This is a genomic window from Citricoccus sp. NPDC055426, from assembly GCF_040677445.1.
Taxonomy (GTDB): domain Bacteria; phylum Actinomycetota; class Actinomycetes; order Actinomycetales; family Micrococcaceae; genus Citricoccus.
On the sequence record NZ_JBFARZ010000011.1, the window covers coordinates 15,428 to 37,270 of the forward strand.

The 21,843-nt window shown below is 70.8% G+C and carries 19 protein-coding genes and 1 tRNA gene; 17 read left to right on the top strand and 3 right to left on the bottom strand.

Features of this window, described 5'->3' with window-relative positions; translation table 11 throughout:
- Positions 1-54: 54 nt before the first annotated feature.
- From ileS to ndk, 4 genes are all read left to right on the top strand, one after another.
- Positions 55-3,525 (top strand): isoleucine--tRNA ligase, encoded by a 3,471-nt coding sequence (ileS, locus tag AB0K08_RS13950; protein WP_363355453.1) that lies wholly within the window; start codon positions 55-57, stop codon positions 3,523-3,525.
- On the top strand, positions 3,522-5,057 hold the full coding sequence (locus AB0K08_RS13955) for a folylpolyglutamate synthase/dihydrofolate synthase family protein (RefSeq protein ID WP_363355455.1): 1,536 nt from the start codon (positions 3,522-3,524) through the stop codon (positions 5,055-5,057). Before ileS ends, AB0K08_RS13955 begins: the two co-directional genes overlap by 4 nt.
- Complete coding sequence (locus tag AB0K08_RS13960; RefSeq protein ID WP_363355457.1) at positions 5,047-5,526, top strand: DUF4233 domain-containing protein; 480 nt, start codon at positions 5,047-5,049, stop codon at positions 5,524-5,526. Before AB0K08_RS13955 ends, AB0K08_RS13960 begins: the two co-directional genes overlap by 11 nt.
- 81 nt (positions 5,527-5,607) lie before the next feature.
- Entirely contained in the window at positions 5,608-6,030 is a 423-nt protein-coding gene (ndk, locus tag AB0K08_RS13965) for a nucleoside-diphosphate kinase (RefSeq protein ID WP_363355459.1), read from the top strand.
- A gap of 216 nt (positions 6,031-6,246) precedes the next feature.
- Here ndk and AB0K08_RS13970 read toward each other — a convergent pair whose 3' ends face one another.
- Positions 6,247-7,332 (bottom strand): hypothetical protein, encoded by a 1,086-nt coding sequence (locus AB0K08_RS13970; protein ID WP_363355461.1) that lies wholly within the window; start codon positions 7,330-7,332, stop codon positions 6,247-6,249.
- 210 nt (positions 7,333-7,542) lie between these two features.
- Here AB0K08_RS13970 and AB0K08_RS13975 point away from each other — a divergent pair, with 210 nt between their 5' ends.
- The gene (locus AB0K08_RS13975; RefSeq protein WP_363355463.1) at positions 7,543-8,061 is read left to right on the top strand and encodes a GyrI-like domain-containing protein; all 519 of its coding nucleotides are present in this window, start codon (positions 7,543-7,545) and stop codon (positions 8,059-8,061) included.
- Between the two features lie 10 nt (positions 8,062-8,071).
- Here the strand turns inward: AB0K08_RS13975 and AB0K08_RS13980 are convergent, their stop codons facing one another.
- On the bottom strand, positions 8,072-8,614 hold the full coding sequence (locus tag AB0K08_RS13980) for a vitamin K epoxide reductase family protein (protein WP_363355616.1): 543 nt from the start codon (positions 8,612-8,614) through the stop codon (positions 8,072-8,074).
- Between the two features lie 535 nt (positions 8,615-9,149).
- On the opposite strand from AB0K08_RS13980, the gene AB0K08_RS13985 reads away from it, so the two are divergent.
- The 12 genes from AB0K08_RS13985 to AB0K08_RS14040 all read left to right on the top strand — a co-directional run bounded on the left by AB0K08_RS13985 (position 9,150) and on the right by AB0K08_RS14040 (position 20,230).
- On the top strand, positions 9,150-12,182 hold the full coding sequence (locus AB0K08_RS13985) for an Rne/Rng family ribonuclease (protein ID WP_363355465.1): 3,033 nt from the start codon (positions 9,150-9,152) through the stop codon (positions 12,180-12,182).
- A 231-nt stretch (positions 12,183-12,413) separates the two neighbouring features.
- Positions 12,414-12,722: a 50S ribosomal protein L21 gene (gene rplU / locus AB0K08_RS13990; protein ID WP_363355467.1), complete on the top strand. Its 309-nt coding sequence runs from the start codon at positions 12,414-12,416 to the stop codon at positions 12,720-12,722.
- 75 nt (positions 12,723-12,797) lie between these two features.
- On the top strand, positions 12,798-13,058 hold the full coding sequence (rpmA, locus tag AB0K08_RS13995; protein ID WP_363355469.1) for a 50S ribosomal protein L27: 261 nt from the start codon (positions 12,798-12,800) through the stop codon (positions 13,056-13,058).
- Positions 13,059-13,211: 153 nt separating this feature from the next.
- Positions 13,212-14,816, top strand: a complete 1,605-nt coding sequence (gene obgE, locus AB0K08_RS14000) for a GTPase ObgE (protein WP_363355471.1) — start codon at positions 13,212-13,214, stop codon at positions 14,814-14,816.
- A complete protein-coding gene (gene proB / locus AB0K08_RS14005; protein WP_363355473.1) occupies positions 14,809-15,975 on the top strand; it encodes a glutamate 5-kinase in 1,167 nt (388 codons plus the stop codon). The genes obgE and proB overlap by 8 nt, the downstream gene beginning before the upstream one ends.
- A 9-nt stretch (positions 15,976-15,984) precedes the next feature.
- Positions 15,985-17,304, top strand: a complete 1,320-nt coding sequence (locus AB0K08_RS14010) for a glutamate-5-semialdehyde dehydrogenase (RefSeq protein ID WP_363355475.1) — start codon at positions 15,985-15,987, stop codon at positions 17,302-17,304.
- A gap of 112 nt (positions 17,305-17,416) precedes the next feature.
- On the top strand, positions 17,417-17,644 hold the full coding sequence (locus tag AB0K08_RS14015; protein WP_363355477.1) for a hypothetical protein: 228 nt from the start codon (positions 17,417-17,419) through the stop codon (positions 17,642-17,644).
- A 53-nt stretch (positions 17,645-17,697) separates the two neighbouring features.
- The gene (nadD, locus tag AB0K08_RS14020; protein ID WP_363355618.1) at positions 17,698-18,330 is read left to right on the top strand and encodes a nicotinate-nucleotide adenylyltransferase; all 633 of its coding nucleotides are present in this window, start codon (positions 17,698-17,700) and stop codon (positions 18,328-18,330) included.
- A complete protein-coding gene (locus AB0K08_RS14025; protein WP_363355479.1) occupies positions 18,327-19,352 on the top strand; it encodes a hypothetical protein in 1,026 nt (341 codons plus the stop codon). The genes nadD and AB0K08_RS14025 overlap by 4 nt, the downstream gene beginning before the upstream one ends.
- A gap of 46 nt (positions 19,353-19,398) precedes the next feature.
- Entirely contained in the window at positions 19,399-19,845 is a 447-nt protein-coding gene (rsfS, locus tag AB0K08_RS14030) for a ribosome silencing factor (RefSeq protein ID WP_363355481.1), read from the top strand.
- Between the two features lie 5 nt (positions 19,846-19,850).
- Complete coding sequence (locus AB0K08_RS14035) at positions 19,851-20,045, top strand: hypothetical protein (RefSeq protein ID WP_363355483.1); 195 nt, start codon at positions 19,851-19,853, stop codon at positions 20,043-20,045.
- A 109-nt stretch (positions 20,046-20,154) separates the two neighbouring features.
- Positions 20,155-20,230, top strand: a tRNA-Ala gene (locus AB0K08_RS14040).
- Positions 20,231-20,333: 103 nt separating this feature from the next.
- Here the strand turns inward: AB0K08_RS14040 and AB0K08_RS14045 are convergent.
- On the bottom strand, positions 20,334-21,761 hold the full coding sequence (locus AB0K08_RS14045; protein WP_363355634.1) for a hypothetical protein: 1,428 nt from the start codon (positions 21,759-21,761) through the stop codon (positions 20,334-20,336).
- Positions 21,762-21,843 lie beyond the last annotated feature (82 nt).

Sequence of the window (21,843 nt, forward strand, 5' to 3'; positions counted from 1 at the left end):
GCAGCAAGAGCAGACCAGCACCACAGTCGACCTCACGCAAGGATGGAACGCCCCGTGTACCCCCTCGCCAGCTCTGATCCGGACGCCACCGGCGCCGGCACCCCCGCTTCGCCGCGCTTCCCCCAGATCGAGGAGCGCATCCTGAGGTACTGGGAGGCGGACGGCACCTTCCAGGCCTCCATCGACGCCCGTCCCGCGGAGCACGAGGACGGCTCGCCCAACGAGTTCGTGTTCTACGACGGACCGCCCTTCGCCAACGGCCTGCCGCACTACGGACACCTGCTCACCGGATACGTCAAGGACCTGGTGGCCCGCTACCAGACCCAGCAGGGCCGCCGCGTGGAGCGCCGCTTCGGCTGGGACACCCATGGGCTGCCCGCCGAACTCGAGGCCATGAAGCAGCTGGGCATGACGGACAAGGCCCAGATCGAGGCCATGGGCATCGACCGGTTCAATGACGCCTGCCGCGCCTCCGTGCTGAAGTACACGGACCAGTGGAAGGACTACGTCAACCGGCAGGCCCGCTGGGTCGACTTCGAGAACGACTACAAGACCCTGAACCCCGAGTTCATGGAGTCCGTGCTGTGGGCCTTCAAGTCCCTGCACTCCCAGGACCTGACCTACCGCGGCTTCCGGGTGCTGCCGTACTGCTGGAAGGACGAGACGCCGCTGTCCAATCACGAGCTGCGGATGGACGACGACGTCTACAAGTCCCGCCAGGACCCCTCGGTCACGGTGGCCTTCCCGGTGACGGGCGCCCGGCCTGATGCGGCTGAGCCGGGCCTGGCCGCCGAGCTCACCGGCGTGCGGGTGCTCGCCTGGACCACCACCCCCTGGACCCTGCCGACCAACCAGGCCCTCGTCGTCGGGCCGGACTTCACCTACGCCGTGGTCCCGGCCGGACCGGACGCGGACGAGTCCGTGGCCGGCCACCGGTACCTGCTGGCCGCGGACCTGCTCGGCGCGCACGCCGCCCAGCTGGGCTATCCCGACGCCGGCGCCATCACCGAGGCGGTCACGGCCACCTACGCGGGGGGCCGGCTGGCCGGCCTCACCTACGAGCCGCTGTTCAGCTACTTCACTGATCACGAGGCGTACGGGACGCAGAACGCGTGGCAGCTGCTGGTGGACGACTACGTGACCACCGAGGACGGCACCGGAGTGGTGCACCAGGCCCCCGCCTACGGCGAGGACGACCAGCGGGTCTGCGAGGCGAACGGGATCCCCGTGATCCTCTCCGTGGACGAGGGGGCGAGATTCCTGCCCCTGTTCGGGGACGGGGACCGCGGCGGCGGCGTGCTGCAGGACGTCGCCGGGGTCCAGGTCTTCGAGGCCAACCGCAGCATCATCCGGGCCCTGCGGGCGGAAGGCAAGCTGGTCCGGGAGACCTCCTACGAGCACTCCTACCCGCACTGCTGGCGGTGCCGCACCCCGCTGATCTACCGCGCCATCACCTCCTGGTACGTGTCCGTCAGCGCGTTCAAGGACCGCATGGTCGAGCTGAACGAGGACATCAACTGGATCCCGTCCAACGTGAAGCACGGACAGTTCGGCAAGTGGCTCGAGAACGCCCGCGACTGGTCGATCTCCCGGAACCGCTACTGGGGGTCCCCGATCCCCGTCTGGGAGTCCGACCACCCGGACTACCCGCTGCAGGAGGTCCACGGCTCACTCGCCGAGATCCAGGAGGCCTTCGGCCGGCTGCCGCGCAACGCGGCCGGCGAGGTGGACCTGCACCGGCCCTGGATCGACGAGCTGACCCGCCCCCACCCGGACCCGGAGGCCGCCGCCGCCGGGGCGACCATGCGGCGCGTTGAGGACGTGCTGGACGTCTGGTTCGACTCCGGTTCCATGCCCTACGCCCAGGTGCACTACCCCTTCGAGAACCGCGACTGGTTCGACTCCGGCCACCACCCGGCCGACTTCATCGTGGAGTACATCGGCCAGACGCGCGGATGGTTCTACACCATGCACGTGCTCTCCACCGCCCTGTTCGACCGGCCGGCGTTCTCCAACGTCATCAGCCACGGGATCGTGCTGGGCTCAGACGGGCAGAAGATGTCCAAGTCGCTGAAGAACTACCCCGACGTCTCGGAGGTGCTGGACCGGGACGGCTCGGACGCCATGCGCTGGTTCCTGATGGCCTCGCCGATCCTGCGCGGCGGCAACCTCGTGGTCACCGAGGAGGGGATCCGCGAGGGCACCCGCCAGGTGCTGCTGCCGGCCTGGAACGTGTGGCACTTCTTCAGCCTCTACGCCAACTCCGCCCGCGGCCGGTCCGCAGACGGCAGTGCCCGGCCCGCCGGCTACCGCGCCCAACCGCGGTACGAGTCCACCGACCCCCTGGACCAGTACCTGCTGGCCGCCACCGGGCGGATGCTGCGCGAGGTCAAGACCGGCATGGACGCCTACGAGGTCTCCGACGCCACGGACGCCCTGCGCGCCTACACGGACACCCTGACCAACTGGTACGTGCGCCGCTCGCGCCAGCGGTTCTTCGACGAGGACACCCAGGCCCTGGACGTGCTCTTCACCTGCCTGGAGGCCTTCTGCCGGGCGGCCGCGCCGTTGATGCCGCTCGTGGCCGAGGAGATCTGGCGCGGGCTGACCGGGGGCCGCTCGGTCCACCTGAGCGACTACCCGGATCCCACCCCGTTCTTCTCCGGCTTCGGCGCCGACTCCCAGGACGGCTCCCAGGACGGCGCCGAGGCGGCGGCCGAGGCCAGCGTGGAGCGGATGGAGACCGTGCGCCGCATCGCCTCCGCCGGGTCCTCCCTGCGCAAGGGCGCCAAGCGCCGCGTCCGGCTGCCCCTGCAGTCCCTCACCGTGGTGGTCCCGGATGCCGCCTCTCTGACCGGGGCCTACACGGAGATCATCAAGGACGAGCTGAACCTCAAGGAGGTGCGGCTGCTGGACGCCGACGAGGTCTCCGCGGCGGACTTCGGCATCAGCCAGTCCCTGTCCGTCAACGCCCGCGCGGCCGGGCCGCGGCTGGGCAAGCAGGTGCAGGTGGCCCTCAAGGGCGCCAAGTCCGGCGACTGGTCGCAAGCCGAGGACGGCTCGGTGGTGGCCGGCGGGATCGCGCTGCAGGAGGGGGAGTACTCCCTCGAGACCACTGTGGGTGCCTCCGGCGCGGCAGCCGGGGCCGGAACCGACGACGGCGGCGCGGGCCAGGCGCAGGCCGTCACCGTGGTGCCCGGCGGCTTCCTGGTCCTGGACACGGGCGTGCCGGCTGAACTGGCCGCTGAGGGCACCGCGCGCGACGTGATCCGCGCCGTGCAGGCGGCCCGCAAGGACGCCGGGCTGCAGGTGTCGGACCGGGTGCGGACCGAGATCACCGGGCCGGCCGCCGTCGTGCAGGCTGTCGAGGCGCACCGGGACCTCGTCTCGAACGAGACCCTGACCCTGGAACTGGTGCTTCAGGACTCCGGTGAGCAGGATCCGCGCCGGGACCCGGCGGACGACGCGACCAAGACCGTGCGGGTCACGGTCGAGAAGGTCACTGTGGAGAAGGTGGAAGCATGAGCCAGACGCCCCAGGCGCCCCAGTCGGTGGAGGACGTCTACCGTGACCTGCTCGCGCGGGCCCCGGAGAACAAGATGGAGCCGCGCATGGGCCCGATGTTCCGGGCCATGGAACTGCTCGGCGAACCGCAGCGCGCCGCCCCGGTCATCCACCTGACCGGGACCAACGGCAAGACCTCCACAGCGCGGATCATCGAGTCGGTGCTGCGCGCCTACGGGCTGCGCACGGGGCGGTACACCTCGCCGCATCTGAGCTCGGTGACCGAGCGCATCAGCATCGACGGCGCCCCCGTCCAGGACGACACCTTCGTGCGGATCTGGAACGAGATCCTGCCGATGGTGCAGGTGGTGGACGCCGAGCTCGAGGCGGCCGGGGAGGTCCGGCTGACCTACTTCGAGGCCGTGACCGTCCTGGGCTTCGCCGTCTTCGCGGACGAACCCGTGGACGTGGTGGTGCTCGAGGTCGGCCTCGGCGGGATCACGGACGCCACCAACGTGGCGGATGCCGTGGTGTCCGTGGTGACACCGATCTCGCTGGACCACAGCGACCTGCTCGGGGATTCCGAGGCGGAGATCGCCGAGGAGAAGGCCGGCATCATCAAGCCCGGCGGATTCCTCGTCTCCGCGGCCCAGGACCCGGACGCCGCGCAGGTGCTGCTGGATGCGGCCCGGGCCGCCGGAGCCGGCTTCCGGTTCGAGGGCGTGGACTTCGGGGTCGAGTCCCGCTCCGTCGCCGTCGGCGGCCAGCAGGTCTCCGTGCAGGGCATCGCCGGGCGCTACCCGGACCTGACCCTGCCGCTGCACGGCGGGCACCAGGCGGAGAACCTGGCCCTGGCGATCGCCGCGCTCGAGGCGTTCTTCGGGCCAGAGACCCCGCTGTCGTTCGACCTGTTGGCCGAAGGCGTGGCACAGGTGGCGGCCCCGGGCCGGTTGGAGGTGCTGCGGAAGGCACCGACCATCGTGGTGGACGCCGCGCACAACCCCGCGGGGATCAAGGCCACCGCCGGCGCGCTGCAGGAGGCCTTCGGCCTGGAGAAGCTGGTCCTCGTGGTGGGGATCCTGCAGGAGAAGGACGCCCTGTCCATGCTGACGGAGCTCTACCGTCGGTTCGGCGACGAGGTGGAGGACCTGTGCCTGACGCAGTCCGACTCGCCGCGGGCCATCCCGGCCGGCGAACTGGCGCAGCTGGCCCTGGACGCCGGCTGGCCGGAGGACGACCTCTTCGCCACAGAGTCCCTCCCGGACGCCATCGAGTGGGCCGTGGGCCGCGCCGAGGCGGTGGAGGGCGGCGACGCGTCCGGGCTGGGCGGCGGGGTACTGATCACCGGCTCCATCACCCTCGTGGCGGAGGCCCGGGAGCTGCTGGGTGCCCCTGCGGGCGGATCGTCCGGACCGACGACGCCCGAGGTGGTGGCCGTGCCCACCGCCGTGGACGTGTTTGACGATTTCGGCCTGGAGCTGGGCGACGGGCTGGATGAGGACGAAGAGGAGTTCGAGGACATCTTCGAGGAGGGCGGGGACCATGAGCGGTGACCAGACGGACGGCCAGCGCGAGACCTGGCGGCCGGCGCGCGAGTCCAGGTCCCAGCGCGCCTGGACCCCCGGGCAGCGCAAGAAGGCCCGCTCCATCCGGGCGACCTTCACATCCTCCGTCCTCGTGATGGAGGCCCTGGTCCTGGTCTTCTTCGGACTGGCCATGTTCGGCGCGAACCGGGGCACCACGATGGCGCCCTGGATCCTGACGATCTCCCTGGTCCTGGCCGTCGTGGCCATCCTGGACTGTGCGCTCGTCCGGAAGCCGGTGGGCCTCTGGATCGGTTGGGCCATCCAGATCCTGCTGGTGGCCTCCGCGTTCATCGAGTACACGATGGCGATCGTGGGGGTCGGCTTCGGGCTCGCCTGGTGGTACGCCGTGACCAAGGGCGGACAGATCGACCGCGAGAACGTCCAGCGCGCCGAGGCGGAGGCCCGCTGGCGCGAAGAGCATCCGGACGGGGCCTGACGGAAGGACCGGTCGTGCCCCGTTAGGGTTGGACCCGGAGAAACCGTCCCGCACAACCGTCCCGCACATCAAGGAGCATTCGTGAGCACCACCGTTGAAGAGACCCTCGTCCTGATCAAGCCCGACGGCGTGGCCCGCAACCTGACCGGCCAGATCCTGGCCCGGATCGAGGCCAAGGGATACACCGTCACCGACCTGACCATGCTGGTGCCGGGCCGGGAGCTGCTCGTGCAGCACTACGCCGAGCACGAGGGCAAGCCCTTCTTCGAGCCCCTGGTGGAGTTCATGGGGTCCGGCCCGGTGGTGGCCGCCCGCGTCGAGGGACACCGCGTGATCGAGGGGTTCCGCTCCCTGGCCGGTACCACCGAGCCCACCACCGCGGCCCCGGGGACCATCCGCGGCGACCTCGGCCGCGACTGGGGCGAGTCCGTGCAGAAGAACCTCGTCCACGGCTCCGACTCGACCGAGTCCGCCACCCGTGAGCTGGGCCTCTGGTTCGCGTGAGTTGCTGAGCGCCGGGTTCGCCGATTCGCCTGAGCCACTGAGCGCCGGGTTCGTCTGAGCCACAGAGCGCCTCAGCGCGAGGGCCCGGTGCGATGTCATCCGATTCCACGCATCCTGGTGGTCGTTTCCCGGCCCCGATGCGTGGAATCGGATGACGTTGTGTTTCCGGCTGCCTCCTGAGGGCCTCCCGGGTCCCTTCTCGGTCCCTCCCGAGTCTCAGTCTGCGCGCCGGGGCACCCCGTGGTGCACGAACAGGCGCTCGAATCGTGGCAGGTTCCGGACGTCCTTCCACACCCAACGCATCACTCCCGCGCCGGTACGTCGGATCGCATCCTCCCGTTCCTTCTCGCGGACCAGGACGTCCTGCCAGGAGTCGCCGGGCTTCCGGAGGGCTTCCGAGTACTTGGTCTCGCCGTCGAACTCTCCGGCCAGCGTGATCCCCTCCCACCAGTTGTCGACCCGCGCGATCCAGCGACCCGCCTGGTCATGGAGATCACGTTGGGGTTCGGGGACCACGAACCCCAGTTCATGGATGGTCGCCCGGCTCAGGGACTCACCCGGAGACTCCGCGCGGCCGTCAGCGAAGGACCACGCTGCCTGGAATCGGCGGTGGGCGGTCGTCGTGGTCATCAGTGGTTCGGCCCGTTCAGAGAAGGTCGTCGCCCACGCACCGTGGCGTCGCTTGACGGCATCCGCCGGCGCCGTGGAGACCATGAGCGGCTCATGGATGAGGACCTCGCTCAGGGCATGGAGGAGTGGTGCGCAGAGGACGGTGCCCACCACGGTCCCCTCGGAGAGTCGGACCTCGACCGACTCCGGCTCTGCGGACATCGGGCGGCTCGTCCAGCGCCGGCGGGTTGTCGGCAGGACGGGGAACGAGCCGTTGAACTCCCGTCCTGCGTTCTGGAGATGCCCGAGATAGACCTGCATCCGCTCGTTGCCGTCCCGGTAGAGCTTCGGCGGGCGGGCTACCCCGGCCCGGCCGGCAGAACCCGCCCGGACCTCGAGGTGTGGAGGGACCTCGGCGGTCGGGAGCCCCCGGAGCAACAGGGCGGTGAGGCCCACGAAGACGGCAGGCTCCTGGCGGGAGAGCGCATGGGCCACGGCGCCGATCAGATAGCGGTCCCATGGGGCGTGCCGGAACCAGGATTCGGTCCGGCAGTAGACCCCGGGGGCGAGGCGCAGGGCGTCACCCCGCTCCACGGCCCGCCGCCACGTGCTGGCGGAACGGCGGTTCTCGGATTCGCGGCAGGAGACCAGCAGGGGGTCCTGCCTCACACGGTTCGGTTCGGTGGCGCCCACCCGGCCATCGTGGCCGAACCTGGGCCGGGTTCGTCGGGCCGGGCGCCCCGCCGTGGACAGAGCCGGATGCCCCGGCGGCTGTGCAGGAGTCGGCCGAACCAGTGTTCCCGGTCAGCCCCCCCGGTCGGTCCGGTCAGCCCCCGGTCCGTCCGGTCACCGGGCCGCAGTTTCGGAGTGGTCCTGTGGTGTGAACGGGCCTAGCCTCGTCGCATGAGCACCCACGAGACCCCGTACTTCCTGGCCGAGCCCTACACCGAGGTGACGGTGCTCGAGGCGCCGGAGGTGCCCACGGTCGTGAGCACCTTCACCGACCACCCGATGGCGGAGATGGCGGCAGCCTTCGACTCGACCTTCACCGCACTGTTCCCGGCTCTCGAAGCCCAGGGCATCCAGCCGGTGGGCCCGGCCTTCGCGCTGCACACGCGTATGCCGGCGGACACGGTGGACATGGAGGTCGGCCTCCCGGTGGACCGCGCCCCGGCGGACCAGCTGACGTCGGCCTCGGGGTTGGCGCTGCGCCCCTCCCGGCTGCCGGCGGGCCGCATCGCGATCGTCTCCCACCTGGGTTCCTTTGACGGGCTGGGCGCGGCCTGGGGCTCCTTCATGCACGAGGTCTCGGCGGCGGGCCACGAGCCGGCCCTGCCGTTCTGGGAGATCTACGTGACCGAGCCCCGCCCGGACATGGACCCGGCGACCCTGCGCACCGACCTCGTCACCCTGCTCGGCTGACCACCCCGGATCAGAAGAAGGCGCTCGAGAAGCGCAGCATGATCGAGGCGAGGACCCCCACGTAGAGCAGCACGATGATCGGCCAGCTCCACTCGGCGGCGAACCTCCGCACCCTGGCGGTCGACGGGATGACGCCGTGCTGGAGGTTGCGGGAGGTGAGCAGGACGAACATCGGGATCATCCCCGCCCAGACCACCATGCAGTACAGGCACAGGATGTTGATGTCATAGACGGCCTGACTCCACAGCCACACGATGAAGACGAATCCGGCCAGCACCCCCACGTTCATCCCGATCCAGTACCAGCGGGCGAAGCGCGCGCGGGCGAACAGGGCCATCGCGATGGTGAGGACGATCGGGAACGCCACCATGCCGATGAATTGGTTGGGAAAGCCGAACAGCTGCGACTGCCAGGTCTTCATCACCTCGCCGCAGGACACCCAGGGGTTCAGGTCGCAACTGGTGATGTGGTCCGGATCGTTCCACAGCATCACCCGCTCCATGACCAGCATGAGGGTGCCGTACAGGCCGATCAGCCCGGTCACCAGGAGCATCCACGCCGCGCCGAGGGGCCGCGCGTACCAACTCAGGTGTCGTTCGGTCGCGGGAACGGGAATGGCTTCGGCGCGGGCGCCGACGTTCGCGGGGGAGTTCACCGTCCCATCGTAGAACCTCACGGCTGCAGAACCTCCCGGTGTTGTCCACAGGCGTGTGAGACAATGAACATCGACTCGCCGGTGGCCACACCATCGGCAGAGTCCATCGGACGGCCACCGGGCCGGCGGCAGGAATGCGGCAGTGTTAGGAAACTGCCCGGCCTTCAGGGATGCGGACCGCGCGTCCGAAGGCCTTGCGACAGCCGCCATGTGCACGCGAGACCACGCGTCAGACCGGGGTGGGCGCCGATGGTTCCGGGTTCGTGCCCCGCATCCAGCGGAACGCGTCCACGGTTCACCTCAGACTTTTGGAGTCCGTCGACGGCGGCACCCCGAGGACCGCTGGACGGGTCGGGGGAAACGCCTCCGGGAACGGACCTAGCCGCTCCGCGGGCACGAGTGTGGCGTGATCGCGGTGCAGGAGGTGCTGTTCATGACAGCCAACGATCAGAACGAGCAGAGCGAACAGAACGAACAGGGCGAGGACTCCATCACGCAGGCGGCCGCCGCGGCGCCCCCGGAGGAGACGGCAGCCCCGGTGGCCCCACCGGCGGCAGGGCCGGCCGTCGATACAGACGCACCCGATGACACAGACACCCCCGATGACGCAGTCGCCGCAGGTCAGGCCGTCGCGTCGGAGGAGCCCGTCGCCCCGCAGCAGGACGATCCCGCCGCCGAGGCACCGGCGGAACCAGCCGAACCAGCCCAACCGGCGGAATCAGCCGAGGCTGAGGCGGAGACCGAGGACCCCTTCGCGGTGCCGCACGATCCGCTGGCCCTGATCTTCCAGGCGCCGGACCTGTCGACGCTGCCGCCGGCCCCGCGCCAGTCCCGCAACAACCGCTCCGACCACTCCGATCGCGCCGACCGCACGGATGACGACGGTGACGACCAGCAGCACGGCCAGGGTGAGGACGACGACCACCAGTCGGGCTCCCGTTCCTCCCGCCGGCGACGCCGCAGCCGTGGCCGCTCCGGTGGCCAGGGCTCGGAACAGGACCGCAGCGACGACGGCGACGACCAGTCCCAGCGCGGCTCCGGCCCTCGGGACGCAGACGGCGCCGCCGACCACGACGAGACCGACGGTGAGGGTGGCAGTACGCGTCGACGCCGCAAGCGCCGCCGTGGCGACGTGGACATGGACCTGGAGGGCCGGGACGGGGACGACCCGGAGAACACGGTGACCCGCGTCCGCGCACCGCGTCAGTCCGGCTCCACCGGCCCTGAGGCCGTCACCTCGCTCAAGGGGTCCACGCGACTGGAGGCCAAGCGTCAGCGCCGCCGTGATTCCCGCTCCGGCGGTCGCCAACGCCGCCATGTCATCACCGAGGCCGAGTTCCTGGCCCGGCGCGAATCGGTGGACCGTAAGATGCTGGTGCGCCAACGGGACCACCGCATCCAGATCGCCGTGATGGAGGACGGTGTCCTCGCCGAGCACTTCGTGTCCAACACCACCCAGGACTCGCTGATCGGCAACGTCTACGTGGGCAAGGTTCAGAACGTGCTGCCGTCCATGGAGGCCGCCTTCGTGGACATCGGCCGCGGCCGCAACGCCGTGCTGTACGCCGGTGAGGTCAACTGGGACGCCGCCAACCTCGAGGGCAAGTCCCGCAAGATCGAGAACGCGTTGAAGTCGGGTGACTCCGTGCTGGTGCAGGTCACCAAGGACCCGGTGGGCCACAAGGGCGCCCGCCTGACCAGCCAGATCTCCCTGCCCGGCCGCTACCTGGTCTACGTGCCGGGTGGTTCGATGACCGGCATCTCCCGCAAGCTCCCGGACGTGGAGCGCTCCCGCCTGAAGAAGATCCTGAAGGACCACCTTCCGGAGAACGCCGGCGTGATCGTGCGGACTGCGGCCGAGGGCACCTCGGAGCAGGAGCTGATGCATGACATCAACCGGCTGCGGGCCCAGTGGGAGGGGATCGAGGCGGCCGCCGCGTCCACCAAGACGCTGGCTCCCGAACTGCTCTACTCCGAGCCGGACCTGACCATCAAGGTGGTCCGCGACGTCTTCAACGAGGACTTCTCCGGCATGGTCGTCCAGGGCGAGGAGGTCTGGGACAACATCGAGGCCTACGTGACCTACGTGGCCCCCGACCTGCTGCCCCGACTTCAGCAGTGGAAGCCCGAGGAGCACGAGGGTGAGGACCTCTTCGCCTCGAACCGCATCGACGAGCAGCTGCAGAAGGCGCTGGACCGCAAGGTGTTCCTGCCCTCCGGCGGCTCCCTGGTGATCGACCGGACCGAGGCCATGACGGTGGTGGACGTCAACACGGGCAAGTTCACCGGCTCGGGCGGCAACCTGGAGGAGACCGTCACCAAGAACAACCTGGAGGCGGCCGAGGAGATCGTCCGTCAGCTGCGGCTGCGGGACATCGGCGGCATCATCGTCATCGACTTCATCGACATGGTGCTCGAGTCCAACCGCGACCTGGTGTTGCGCCGGATGGTCGAGTGCCTCGGCCGGGACCGCACCAAGCACCAGGTCGCGGAGGTGACGTCCCTCGGCCTCGTCCAGATGACGCGCAAGCGCATGGGCACCGGGCTGGTGGAGATCTTCTCCGAGACCTGCGAGCACTGCAACGGCCGCGGCATCATCGTCCACGACATGCCAGTGGAGCACCGCCGCGCGCACACCGCGCACGGTGAGCCCCGCAGCCAGGCCGGTTCCGGCCAGGGCGGCGGTTCCGGAGACAACGCCCACGACGGCGGCCGGAAATCCTCCCGCAGTGAGCGTCGCCGCCGCAGCCGGGAACGTCAGGCCGAGCGGGATCGCCAGGACCCGCCCGAGGCACCGGTCGAGCGGCAGCTCAGTCCCGAGGAGGAGGCCGAGCGCAAGGCCCGCGCCGAGGCAGCCCGGACGGCTTTCGCCAACATGGCGGCCGCCGCGGCCCATGCACACGAGGAGAAGCAGGAGCCGAAGCACGACGGGAAGCCTGCGGAGAAGCGCGAGGAACAGCCCAGGCAGCAGCAGGAGGCCCGGGGTGGCGACGGTCAGGACGCCGAGCAGGACGCCGAGCAGTCGGCTTCGACCCTGACGATCGGCGGCGAGTCCGTCCAGATGCCACGGGGACGCCGCGCGTCCCGGCGCGCCCGGTCCACACCGGACCTGTCCTCACTGGAGAGCGCGCTGGACCAGAAGGCCCCGCACGACCAGCAACCTCAGCCGGACCGACAGCAGCAGCCAGCACCGGCCCCGGCCGCAGCGCCGGCTTCAGCCCCGGCCGCAGCGTCTGCCGCGCCGGCAGCGCGACCGGCGCGCCGCCGTCGTGCCGCGTCCTCGGACGGAACCTCAGGGGGCATCCAGACGGTGGATGTCTCCTCCTCCGGCGCGGACGCCGCCCAGGGCCACCGGTTCAGCGCCTCGGCCGCCGCTCAGGACACGGCCCCGGAGCCCAGCGGGGCCCCCTCGCCGATGATGCTCGGGGTTGGGGTCAAGGCCGAGGACATCGCCCGTCCCGAATGAGCGTGTCATTTGGTCCAGAGGGGCACCGGCGGGTAAGATGAACACTCGGTGCTGCGCCGCCGTCGTTTTCTGTCTGCCCGGTCCTGGGTGTTGGAAAGCCCGCCGGTACGCCTAGGGCCATAGCCCCCGCTGTCCGGGACCGTCCGCTGTTGCCGGCCGGACCGCTGGTTTGGGCTGGTGCGGGAAAGCAGCAAATACAGATTCGTAAATGTCGAGAGAAGTGAGTCCCAAGTGGTGTACGCGATTGTCCGCGCTGGCGGCCGCCAGGAAAAGGTTTCCGTAGGAGACCTCGTTACCCTTGACCGCGTCGCCGCTGAGGCCGGAAGCTCCCTGGAGCTGCCCGCCGTCATGCTGGTGGACGGGGACAAGGTGACCACCGGTGCCGATGACCTGGCCAAGGTCAAGGTCACCGCCGAGGTCCTTGACCATTCCCGTGGCAAGAAGATTGTCATCCAGAAGTACAAGAACAAGACCGGCTACATCAGGCGTCAGGGGCACCGCTCCGAGCTGACCACCGTCAAGGTCACCTCGATCGCCTGAGACCGGTTCCCCCCACCCGTCCCCGCGGTTACCCGGCGAACAGCCCACGGCCGCACCTGAGTAAAGGATTCAGCAATGGCAACGAAGAAGGCCGGCAGTTCCTCCAAGAACGGCCGTGACTCCAACCCGCAGTTCCTCGGCGTGAAGCGCTTCGGCGGCCAGGCCGTCAACGCCGGTGAGATCCTGGTCCGCCAGCGCGGCACCAAGTTCCACCCGGGCTCCAACGTCGGCATCGGCAAGGACCACACCCTGTTCGCCCTGTCCGCCGGCGCTGTGGAGTACGGCAACCGCCGTGGCCGCAAGGTCGTGAACATCGTTCCTGCCATCGCCGGTTGATCACCAGCTGACGGCGCCGGGGGAGAGATCCCCTGGTATTTCATCGCTCCGGCGGGGGCGGGCCACTGCGGCCCGCCCCCGCCGGAGTCGTTAATGCACCACACTGGTGCCACCACACGGGTGGTACCCCAGAAGTCTTCAGGAGAGGCGGCCATGGCGGCTTTCGTGGACCGGGTGGTCCTGCACGTATCCGGCGGGCATGGAGGCCACGGCGTGGCCTCCGTCAAGCGGGAGAAGTTCAAACCCCTCGGAGGCCCCGACGGCGGCAACGGCGGGGACGGCGGCGACGTCACCCTGGTGGTGGACAGCCAGACCACCACGCTGCTCTCCTACCATCACGCCCCCCACCGGAACGCCGGCAACGGCGGACCCGGGATGGGCGACTTCCGCAACGGGGGGACGGGGGAGTCCCTGACCCTGAGCGTGCCGGACGGCACGGTGGTCAAGGACCAGGAGGGCAACATCCTCGCCGACCTGGTGGGCCACGGGGCCAGCTATGTGGCGGCCCACGGGGGTCAGGGCGGTCTCGGCAACGCCGCGCTGGCCTCGTCCAAGCGCAAGGCCCCGGGCTTCGCCCTGCTCGGCATCCCCGGTGAGGAACGGGACATCGTCCTGGAGCTGAAGTCCGTGGCGGACATCGCCCTGGTCGGCTTCCCCTCGGCCGGCAAGTCCTCCCTCATCGCCTCGATCTCCGCGGCCCGTCCGAAGATCGCCGACTACCCCTTCACCACCCTGGTGCCCAACCTCGGCGTGGTGCAGGCCGGGGACACCCGCTACACGGTGGCGGACGTCCCCGGCCTGATTCCCGGGGCCTCCGAGGGCAAGGGCCTGGGCCTGGAGTTCCTGCGGCACGTGGAACGCTGCGCGGCCCTGGTGCACGTGCTGGACTGCGGCTCCCTGGAGTCCGACCGCGACCCGCTGTCCGACTTCGCGGCGATCGAGGCAGAGCTGGCCGCCTACGCCGTGGAACCCACCTTCTCCCAGGCCGGTCAGGGGGTGGTGCCGTTGAACGAGCGCCCCCGCCTGGTGGCCCTGAACAAGACGGACCTGCCGGACGGCCAGGACATGGCGGACATGGTCCGGGCGTCCCTGGAGGAGCGTGGACTGCGGGTCTTCGAGATCTCCGCGGTGTCCCACAAGGGCCTCGAACCGCTGAAGTTCGCCATGGCCGACCTGGTCCTGCAGGCCCGGAAGCGCCTGCCGGAGCCCGAGCAGCTCGCAGAGCCCGAGGTCCTCCGCCCGCGCCCGGTCCGTTCGCGCAAGGGCGGCCGCGGGGAGTTCGAGATCCGCCGCGAGGAGCGCAACCTGGAACCGCTGTTCCGGGTCCGCGGCACCAAGCCGGAGCGCTGGGTGGCCCAGACCGACTTCACCATCGACGAGGCGGTGGGCTACCTGGCCGACCGGCTCGCACGGCTCGGGGTGGAGGACGAGCTGTTCAAGCAGGGCGCCAAACCGGGCGACGCCGTGGTCATCGGCGCCGATGACAACGGCGTGGTCTTCGACTGGGAGCCCACCATGGCCGCCGGCGCCGAGCTGCTCGGCGGGCCGCGGGGGGCCGACCTGCGCATGGAGGACCAGAGCCGTCCCACCCGCCAGGACAAGCGGCGCGAGTACGAGGAGCGCAAGGCCGCCCGTGCCGCCACCCAGGCGGAGCTGGAGAGCGAACGCCGGACCGGGGTGTGGGCCGTGGACCAGGAGATCAACCGCCTGGCCGGGATCGAGGACGACTCAGACACCGATTCCGGGTCCCATGGCTGAACAGGTCCCCAACCCGGTCACGGGCCGGGACACCCTGGAGAGGGCCCGCCGCCTCGTGGTGAAGATCGGCTCCTCCTCGTTGACCACGCCCACCGGCGTGGACGGTGAGGCCATCGACTCCCTGGTGGACACCCTGGCCGCCGTGCGCGCCCGCGGCACCGAGGTCGTCCTCGTCTCCTCCGGCACCATCGCCGCGGGCATCCACCCCCTGGGGCTGGGCAAACGCCCACGGGACCTGGCCACCCAACAGGCCGCGGCCGCCGTCGGGCAGGGCAAGCTGTTGGCCCAGTACACGGCGTCCTTCGCGCGGCACGGCCTGGAGGTGGCGCAGGTGCTGCTGACGGCCGAGGACCTGATCCGCCGCATCCAATACACCAACGCCCACCGGGCGCTCAACCGCCTGCTGGCCCTCGGCGTGGTTCCGATCGTCAACGAGAACGACACCGTGACGACTGCGGAGATCCGCTTCGGGGACAACGACCGGCTCTCCGCGCTGGTGGCCAACCTGCTGCGGGCGGACGCCTTGCTGCTGCTGACCGACGTGGACGCGCTCTACACGGCGCCCCCCTCACGCCCCGAGGCCAGGCGCATCGCCCACGTGGCGTCCCGGGCCGACCTCGACGAGGTGTTGATCGGTCGCACCGGGCCGGCCGGCGTCGGGACCGGGGGCATGGTCACCAAGGTGGAGGCCGCGGGGATCGCCTCCGGCTCGGGCATCCACGCCCTCGTCACCTCGGCCGCCAACGCCGATGCGGCCCTGGCGGGGGCGGACGTGGGCACCTGGTTCCAGGCGTCCGGCAAGCGTCAGTCCGCCCGCGGCATCTGGCTCGGCCTGCTCGCCGAGGTGCAGGGCCGGGTGGTGATCGACGACGGCGCCGTCACCGCCGTGGTGACCAACAAGCGCTCCCTGCTGCCCGCCGGGATCACCGGGGTCCAGGGCCGCTTCGACGCGGGCGACCCGATCGAGCTGGCCGACCCGGGCGGCACGGTGGTGGCCCGGGGCTTCGTGAACTACTCCTCCTCCGAGCTGCCGGCGATGCTCGGGCGGCGGACCGCCCAGCTGCTGGAGGAGTTCGGGCCCGAGTACCAACGCCCGGTGGTGCACACAGATGACTGTGTGCGGCTTCCCGTCCGGCCCCGCCGGACCGCCGCGGGATAGACTGCCGTCATGTCCACCACTGCTGATTCCGCTGCCGCAACCGACGTGTCCGGGGTGCCCACCGAGGTCCGGGACGCCATCCTGAAGGTGGCCGCGCGCGCCCGCAAGGCCCGTGGGGAACTGGCCACCGCGCGCCGGGCCCGCAAGGACGAGACGCTCCAGGGGATGGCGGACGCGCTGCTGGCCGGTGCACCGGCGATCCTGGCGGCCAACCGCAAGGACGTGGAGGACGGCCGGGCGAAGGGCACCTCGGAGGCCATGCTCGACCGCCTCAGCCTGGACGAGCAGCGCATCGGCGCCCTGGCCGCGGCCCTGGAGGAACTCGTGGCCCTGCCCGACCCGGTGGGCAACGTGATGCGGGGCCGGGACCTGCCCAACGGGATGCACCTGACCCAGCTGCGGGTGCCCCTCGGCGTGGTCGGCGCCATCTACGAGGCCCGGCCGAACGTGACCGTGGACATCGCCGGGCTGGCCCTGAAATCCGGCAACGCCGTGATCCTGCGCGGTGGATCCGCGGCGCGCCACACCAACACCGTCCTGATCCAGATCCTGCGCGAACAGGCCCTGGCCCACGGGTTCGAGGCGGACATCATCCAGGGGATCGACGAGTACGGGCGGGACGGCGCCACCGCGCTGATGTCCGAACGCGGTTCAGTGGACGTGCTGATCCCCCGCGGCGGACGGGACCTCATCCAGACCGTCGTCCGCAACGCCAAGGTCCCCGTGATCGAGACCGGTGAGGGCAATGTGCACCTGTTCATCGACGCCTCGGCCCCGGTGAAGATGGCCGTGGACATCGCGCTGAACGCCAAGACCCAGCGGGTCTCCGTGTGCAACTCGGCCGAGACCCTGCTGATCCACGCGGAGGCCGAGGAGGCCGGCCGCGAGGTGCTGCGAGCCCTGTCCCGTGCCGGGGTCTTCCTGCACGTGGACGCCGGCGCCCGGGCCTGGTTGCCCTCGGCCGCCGGATCCTCCGCCGAGACGGCCACCGACGAGGACTGGGGCACCGAGTACCTGGCACTGGAGATGGCCGTGAAGACGGTGGGATCGCTGGACGAGGCCATGGAGCACATCCGCCGCTGGTCCACCGGGCACACCGAGGCGATCGTGACCAACGACCTGGCCAACGCCGACCGCTTCGTGGCGGAGATCGACTCTGCGGCCGTGATCGTCAACGCCTCGACCCGCTTCACGGACGGCGGGCAACTGGGCCTGGGCGCGGAGGTGGGCATCTCGACGCAGAAGATGCACGCACGCGGTCCGATGGGCCTGGAGGAACTGACCACCACCAAGTGGGTCCTGCGCGGCCAGGGGCAGATCCGGCCCTGACCGGTCCCGGCAGCCCCTGACCGGCACGGTGCGGGGAACGTACTAGGATGGACCGCAGACATCACCGTGATACGAGGCCGGGGCGCCGGCCGCCACAAGGGAGAACCACCAGATGCAGAACGTCACCGCTGCCCTGACCGTTGCCGCCGAAGAGGCGCACGTGGTCAATGAACTGATCGCCCCGGCCTGGGTGTTCGGCGTGGGGCCCTTCGCCCTCATGATGCTGATGCTGGCGGCGATCACCTCCCTGCGCTCCGTCGCGAAGCGCCACCCCGCCCCGACCACGGACGTCGATGTCCATGGCGCCGCAGGCCGCAGCGGCCAGCGCTCCGGCCACTGAGCCCTGAAGGACCGCACCACACTGTGACCCCACGTCGCTTCCGCCTCGGCATCATGGGCGGCACCTTCGACCCGATCCACCACGGCCACCTCGTGGCCGCCTCCGAGGTCGCCTCGGAACTGGACCTGGACGAGGTCGTCTTCGTGCCCACCGGTCAGCCGTGGCAGAAGGACGCCCAGAAGGTCTCTCCGGCCGAGCACCGCTACCTCATGACGGTGGTGGCCACGGCCTCGAACCCCCGCTTCACGGTGTCCCGGGTGGACATCGACCGGCCCGGCCCCACGTACACGGCGGACACCCTGCGTGACCTGCGGACGTTGCGGCCTGAGGCGGACCTGTTCTTCATCACCGGGGCGGACGCCCTGGAGCAGATCATGACCTGGAAGGACGTGCACCGGTTGTGGGACATGGCCCAGTTCGTGGGCGTGACCCGGCCCGGCCATGAGCTCGTGGAGGTCGGCCCGGAGACCGGCGTCAAGCTGATGGAGATCCCCGCGATGGCGATCTCCTCCACGGACTGCCGTGCCCGGGTACAGGACGGCAAGCCGGTCTGGTACCTCGTGCCGGACGGCGTGGTCCAGTACATCGCCAAGCACAACCTGTACCTGCCCTCGGCCCACCTCCCGGGCACCGCGCCGGGTGGCGGGCCGGCCCTCGGCCAGGCCACCGCGGAGTCCACGGTATGAGCGAGAACCACCCGAAGAGCCCCTCGCCACGGCTGGGCACGCCGCAGATCAAGACCGGCGGGCGCCGGCCCACGAACCAGCCGGACCGGTCGGCCGAGCTGGCCGAACCGGCGGAGGCGGCGGAGGCGGCCCTGCCGACGCGGCGTTCGCTGCGCCAGCATCGCCGGGCCGACAGCGAGGCGGGCACGCCGGCGGGGAAGGCCTCCCGGGCCGCCATCCTCGAGCTACCGGCCACCACCATCAGCCCCTCGGATGTGGGACCGCTGACGGGCCAGCTGCCCACGGGCATGTTTTCGACCCGAGGCGGCACCGACCGCGGTGAGGCCATCCAGTCCGGAACCTCTCCGTCCCCCGCCGTGAGGGTGGACCACGACGGCGTGCCCGTGGGACCGGACGGACACCCGCTGACCCGGCGGGAGTTGCGCGCATGGCAGCGGCGCCAGGAGGAGGCCCCGGAGGGCGCCGCTCCCGAGCCTTCGGACGTGCCGGCCGCGCCGGCTGCGGCCGGCCCACAGTCCTCGTCGCGGCGCGCGGAGGCCCCGGCCGGCTCGCCGGGCACCGTGGCGGCCGCACCGGCCCCCGCAGGCGGGCCTACTTCAGCCGAGGTTCCGACGCGGGAGTCCCTGGCCGCCGAGGGCGCGGCCCTGGCCGCCAGGATCGAGGAGTCCGGCGGAGCAGACCCGTCCGCCGTGGACCCGGTGCTGCTGCGCGAGCAGGAGCTGCTGGCCGAACGCGCCCGGCAACTGAACACCGGACTGATCGCCCGCGTGCCCGTGGCCGCACCGGCGCCTGCGCCGGCCGGCGACTCCACGCCCGCTCCGGGCGTCTCGGCCGCTCCAGCAGCCTCGGCTGCCCCGGCCGTTCCAGCCGCAGCCCAGGAACCGGTCCAAGCCCGGTCCGCCCACGGCCTCGATTCCCTGGGGGCCTCTGCCTGGTCGTCCCGGGAGCGCAACCTGATCCTCGCGGCAGGCCTCGTGATCGCCGCCCTGCTGATCGCGCTCATTCTCGCCCTTGTGCTCTGACGAGCACTGACGATCCCATCCACAACCCATCAGCCCTGAGGTGCACATGACCGTTCCCGAGACCACCCTGAACGCCCTGAAACTGGCCGGCCAGGCCGCTGCGGACAAGCAGGCCACAGACATCGTGGCCGTGGACGTGGCACAGCAGATGGGCCTGACGGACGCCTTCCTGCTGGCCTCCGCCAGCTCCGAACGCCAGGTCGTCTCGGTGGTGGACGAGATCGAGGACGTACTGACCCAGCAGCTGAGCCTCGATGTCCTACGCCGCGAGGGCAAGGCCGGCGGACGATGGGTGCTGCTGGACTACGGGCATTTCGTGGTGCATGTCCAGCATGAGGAGGAGCGGGTGTTCTACGCCCTCGACCGCCTGTGGAAGGACGCGCCGCTGATCGACCTCGGTCTGACGGACGGGGTGGCCCCGCAGGAGGCCGGCTCCGCCGTGGACCCGGACGCGGGCCCACGGGACTGGACGCCCCACACCGCCCAGGACTGACCTCCGTGCGCCGCCTCGCGGCCCACCCCTTCGGCCCGGCCGCCTCCTCGCTCCTGCTGCGGGCCCGCGCCACGTTGCTGACCGGGATGGACGCCGCGAGGATGGGGCGGCTGGAGCGGTTGCGCAACGGCGCCGCCATCGTCCTCACGGGTTCTGTGGAACCCGCCGGACAGTGCAGGATCGCGGAGTACAACGCCTGAACCCGCTCGATTTGCGAGGGGCGCGAGGTGCTGTGTATATTGATGGAGTTGCTTCGGCCGGAAGGGAAAACCGCAAGGGTTTCCATCACGCCGGAACGGCCACCACTCTGGGGGTATGGCGCAGTTGGTAGCGCGTCTCCATGGCATGGAGAAGGTCAGGGGTTCGAATCCCCTTACCTCCACCAGAGAAAAGCCCTTCTTCTTCGGAAGAGGGGTTTTTTTATGCTTGATGTTTAGGCAGCGCGCCCGGGGGTTATAGGCAGGAATGTGTGTATGGGGTCCGGCGTGTCAGGGTCGGTTGCGTCCGCCCCAGCCCTGTTGGATGCCGTTGCCGTCTTCCCGGCTGAAGGCGTTGTCGTAGGTGGCGGGACCGGCGACGACGGCCCGGACCAGACCGGTCTCCAGCAGCGCCCGGGGCGGATCCACCAGGGAGGAGACGCGTAGCCAGGCGGTGCCGGCGCGCGGGTCCACGGCGGCCAGCGCCTGTAGGCGGGCCAGATAGCGGCCGAACAGCACCTCGAGAGGGCTCGGGCGGGGCGCGCCTGCGGCAAACGCCGCGTCCGGGCCTCTGGACAGCTTCCAGGCGGCGTCGGCCACCCGCGCCAGGCGCCGCTGCAGCGCCCGTGTCTGCCAGCGGCCCGCTCCCGAAGGGACCGGCCCAGCCGATGCCAGGAGCCCGGCCTGCTGGGCAGCCACGGTCATCCCCTGGCCGTAGGCAGGATTGAGGGTGCACAGCGCATCGCCGAGGATCAGCAGCCCCTCGGGCAGCTGCGCTCGCTCGAAGTGCCGGCGCACCGAGACCGGGTGCCGGAAGCGGGCGGCCGGCCCGAGCGTCTCGGCGCCCCGCAGGGCCTCGGCCACCTCCGGAAGGGCCACGTCCCCCGCGAAGTCCAGAAAGCCGGGCAGCTCCATCGGCGGCTGGTCGCCGAGCACACCCATCAGGCTGACCATGGCCCGGCCGTTTTCGACCAGTCCCAGGGCAGCACCCCGGGGGCGGTTCGGTGTCGAACCGGAGCCCATGGACACCACCGGGCCCAAGGCGCCCTCCCGCAGCCGGAACGGCCTTGAGGTGTAGGTCAGGTCGATCGGCACGGTGTCGAGCACGAGCGGGGGCCAGCCGTTGGCCTCGAGCCAGTCGTTCAGGCGGGTTCCGCTGCCGGTGGCCACCACCACGAGACCGGCGGGCAGCGACTCCGTGCCGCCGCCGGAATCGTCGCGCTCCACCACCACGCCGGCCGTCCGCTGTGCCGAGGCGTCCAACAACAGTCCGACGGCGGCCCGGCCGCCGACCAGGTGCACATTCGGCAGGGCGTGCACGCGCCGGCGCAGCACGGACTCGATCAGCGGCCGGCCGGCGGACAACAGGGTGAGGCCCGAGGCCCCGGCCCGGAAGCGGTGCCCGCCCACCTGCAGGACCGTGTGGTCCAGGGCGTCCGACTGTAGGGCGCCGCGGCGGACCAGCTCATCGCCGACACCGGGGAACAGCCCCTCGAGCGCGTTCTGGCCGCCGGCCAGCAGGACGTGGAGGTGGCGGTCCTGCGGCGTCCCGCGCCGCCCGACTGCACCGGAGCCCGGCTCGAGCTCGTCCTGCTCGTCCGGGTCCATCACGTCCCGGTCCACCACGATCACCTCGCGGAACCGCCCGGACACCGCGGCGGCGGCCGCCAGACCCGCGATCCCGGCACCCAGCACGACGGCACGGTCGGGGCCGCTCATGTGCGCATGCCGTGGGAGTCGCGGCTGGTCATGGACACAGTATGTCCGCGGTCCCGGCGCGGGGGACAGGATCTGTCGGCGG